The organism is Microcystis sp. LEGE 08355, assembly GCF_015207185.1.
In the GTDB taxonomy this organism is placed as follows: Bacteria; Cyanobacteriota; Cyanobacteriia; order Cyanobacteriales; family Microcystaceae; genus Microcystis; species Microcystis panniformis.
This window is the reverse complement of the sequence record NZ_JADEXI010000681.1, coordinates 1-2,294: the sequence shown is the minus strand read 5'-3', so window position 1 is coordinate 2,294 and position 2,294 is coordinate 1. Positions and strand designations below refer to the sequence as shown.

Here is a 2,294-nt window from a genome sequence, read left to right as displayed (position 1 = left end):
GCTTTATTGTAAACTAATCTTACACAGCCCAAAGTGCGCCGCAATAGCGACTCTTGTTCGGGTGTGGGGTAAAATCGGTAGCGATAGCTTTTCCATACCTCACATTTTAGCATATATTTCGTAAATGGGCTAATATTTAACAGTAAAGCCGTCGTAGAACGACGGGGTTTCAGACCCAAAATTTTCGATGAATAGCCGATTGCCGGGAGATAATAGCCAATTAGATAGCCAACTAGATTCCCTTGTAACGACGGTGACAGCGATCGCCCAAGAACAGCAGGGAGATTGTAACGGTTTGTTAATGTTGCTGCGAACTTTAGAAAATTTACATCGGCAAATTCGCGAGCAGATGTTCGAGCCATCTTTACCCAATACCCGTAAGGACTTATACGGATTACTCCGGGATATCGAGGAAACCGGGGGATGGCCCTATATAGAACGGATGAAGTTACAAATGTTAATGGAAAAATTATTAGCCAGTGAAGTCGGCGCGCTCGATTCGGCGGCAAAAAGCGATCATCGAGAAACCTGAAAAGGTGTTGGGATTTCAGTTATCAGTTATCAGTTATCAGTTATCAGTTATCAATGGGTAAGTTATCAGTTATCAGATTTGAATTTTAAGTGTGCAGTATTAAATAGAATTTTCCTACTGTGTTTTCACTGATTACTGATTACTGTTTACTGATCACTGAAAAATCCCTCATCTCCCCTATTCCCCCATTCCCTATCGCCAAGGGGTACGGAGCGGGTTACAGTATTGGGAAAATGGATATTTAGGGGTAAATCATGACCACCGTGAACCCGATTAAATTTGGAACCGATGGCTGGCGCGGGATTATCGCCGCCGATTTTACTTTCGATCGAGTCGCTCTGCTCGCTCCCTTGGCGGCTCAGGTTTTAGCGGATAATTATGGTCAGATCACCGGTTCGCGGACGATGATCGTCGGCTATGATCGGCGGTTTATGGCGGAGGATTTTGCTCAAACTGCGGCGGAATCGCTTCAAAAAGCTGGTTTTGATGTGCTTCTCTCCCAATCCTACGCTCCCACTCCCGCTTTTAGTTGGGCAGCTCGAGCGGAAAATGCTCTCGGTGCGATCGTGTTAACCGCCAGTCATAACCCGGCTAAATATCTCGGTTTGAAGGTTAAAGGTTATTTTGGTGGTTCTGTCTCGCCGGAAATTACCCAACAAATTGAAGCTTTATTGTCTAATCCGCCGCAATTTAAGGCCAATGCAGGTCAATTAAGAACTTTTGAGCCTTGGTCTGGTTATTGTCAGGGTTTACGCCAAAAAGTTAATATTGCCGCTATTGCCAACGCGATCGAATCGGGACAACTAAAAGTTTATTCCGATGTCATGCACGGTGCGGCGGCTACCGGTTTAGAGCGTCTTTTGGGAGTGGGGATCACGGAATTACGCGGCAATCGCGATCCTTTGTTCGGTGGCGGCTCTCCGGAACCTTTACCGAGAAATTTGAGGGAAATCATCGATAAACTGGCTCACAGCGCAAATTTAGCCCCTTTGCGAGTAGGTTTGGTCTTCGATGGGGATAGCGATCGAGTGGCGGCGATCGATGGTCAGGGGAATTTTTTAAGCACCCAAAATCTCATCCCGATTTTAATCGAGCATTTAGCTGGCAAAAAGGGAATGAGAGGGGAAATTGTGAAAACGGTGAGCGGTTCCGATTTAATTCCCAAATTAGCCAGTTTATACGGTTTATCGGTCTTTGAAACCCCGATCGGTTATAAGTATATCGCCGATCGAATGTTGACCACTCCTGTGTTAATTGGTGGGGAAGAGTCGGGAGGTGTCGGTTATGGTACTCACATTCCCGAACGGGATGCTTTATTATCAGCTTTATATGTTTTGGAAGCGGTGGTAGAATCGGGCCAAGATTTAAGCGATCTTTACGCGCAATTACAGGATAAAACCGGGTTTCATTCTGAGTATGATCGCATTGATTTACCCCTAGCTAATATGGAAGCTCGCGCTCAGTTAATTACTGCTTTGGATAACGATCCCTTAAGGGAAATTGCGGGTAAACAAGTGACTGATTGTAATCCTATGGACGGTTATAAATTCCGTTTAGAAGATGGCAGTTGGTTGTTAATTCGCTTTAGTGGCACCGAACCGGTTTTGCGTCTCTACTGTGAATCTTCAACCCTCGATCGAGTTCAGGAAATTCTCGCCTGGGCAAAATCTTGGGCTACCTATATCTAGGGTTTGCGGCAAAAAGTTTTTCGTGGGGTGTGGGGTGTTTAGGTTTATTCAGCAAGCCCTAAATACAATCGAAT

General features: G+C 45.3%; 3 protein-coding genes. 2 read left to right on the top strand and 1 reads right to left on the bottom strand.

The window, feature by feature from the left end; translation table 11 throughout:
• The coding region (locus IQ242_RS22845) for a helix-turn-helix domain-containing protein (protein ID WP_193961524.1) at positions 1 to 113 on the bottom strand (113 nt) is incomplete at its 3' end.
• A 74-nt stretch (positions 114 to 187) separates the two neighbouring features.
• Between IQ242_RS22845 and IQ242_RS22840 the strand changes: the two genes are divergently transcribed.
• Positions 188 to 532 (top strand): hypothetical protein, encoded by a 345-nt coding sequence (locus IQ242_RS22840; protein WP_193961523.1) that lies wholly within the window; start codon positions 188 to 190, stop codon positions 530 to 532.
• Between the two features lie 254 nt (positions 533 to 786).
• The gene (locus tag IQ242_RS22835; RefSeq protein WP_193961522.1) at positions 787 to 2,220 is read left to right on the top strand and encodes a phosphoglucomutase/phosphomannomutase family protein; all 1,434 of its coding nucleotides are present in this window, start codon (positions 787 to 789) and stop codon (positions 2,218 to 2,220) included.
• Positions 2,221 to 2,294 lie beyond the last annotated feature (74 nt).